2 rRNA genes are annotated in these 629 nt (G+C 61.2%); both read right to left on the bottom strand.

What is annotated here, in order from left to right:
* Positions 1-94 (bottom strand): 23S ribosomal RNA (locus ETD96_RS44235); the annotation flags it as partial.
* A 418-nt stretch (positions 95-512) separates the two neighbouring features.
* Positions 513-629: ribosomal RNA gene (locus ETD96_RS44230) — 16S ribosomal RNA — on the bottom strand; the annotation flags it as partial.

Raw genomic sequence — 629 nt, 5'->3', positions numbered from 1 at the left:
GGTTGCCGACTCCCCGAGGCATATCGCAGGCTCCCACGTCCTTCATCGGCTCCTGATGCCAAGGCATCCACCGTATGCCCTTAAAAACTTGAACACACAAAACGATCAAAACAAATCGCAGATGAGATCCATGACTCGAAAGCCATATCTCTCACCAGAGATGCTCGCGTCCACTGTGCAGTTCTCAAAAAACAACCGGGCCCACCAGCGCCGCCACGCTCATTACGAACGAAGCGGCGGCTGGTCCCGCAGTCCGAGGTCACCGGGCAAAGCCCGTTCCCTCAGGACCCAACAGCGTGTCCAACCCACCACCCACCCGAAGACCGTCGTTCCCACTCCCCCAGGCCGAAGCCGATGGGGGCGGTACTTGCCGGCTCACGCGGGCGGTGAACTGAGTAGCCAGTGCTCCACATCTATGAGCAGCCACCTGACAGACACTCGCTGTCAACGGCGGCCACCGACCTGAGCCTTCCCCGAGAGGAAGCAGCCCCGGCCAGTTGTGTGCTCCTTAGAAAGGAGGTGATCCAGCCGCACCTTCCGGTACGGCTACCTTGTTACGACTTCGTCCCAATCGCCGGCCCCACCTTCGACCGCTCCCCCCATTGCTGGTTGGGCCACGGGCTTCGGGT

The sequence above is a fragment of the Actinomadura geliboluensis genome, from assembly GCF_005889745.1.
GTDB classification, from domain to species: Bacteria; Actinomycetota; Actinomycetes; order Streptosporangiales; family Streptosporangiaceae; genus Spirillospora; species Spirillospora geliboluensis.
The sequence above is the reverse complement of the archived record's forward strand: the minus strand, read 5'-3'. Positions and strand labels throughout refer to the sequence as shown.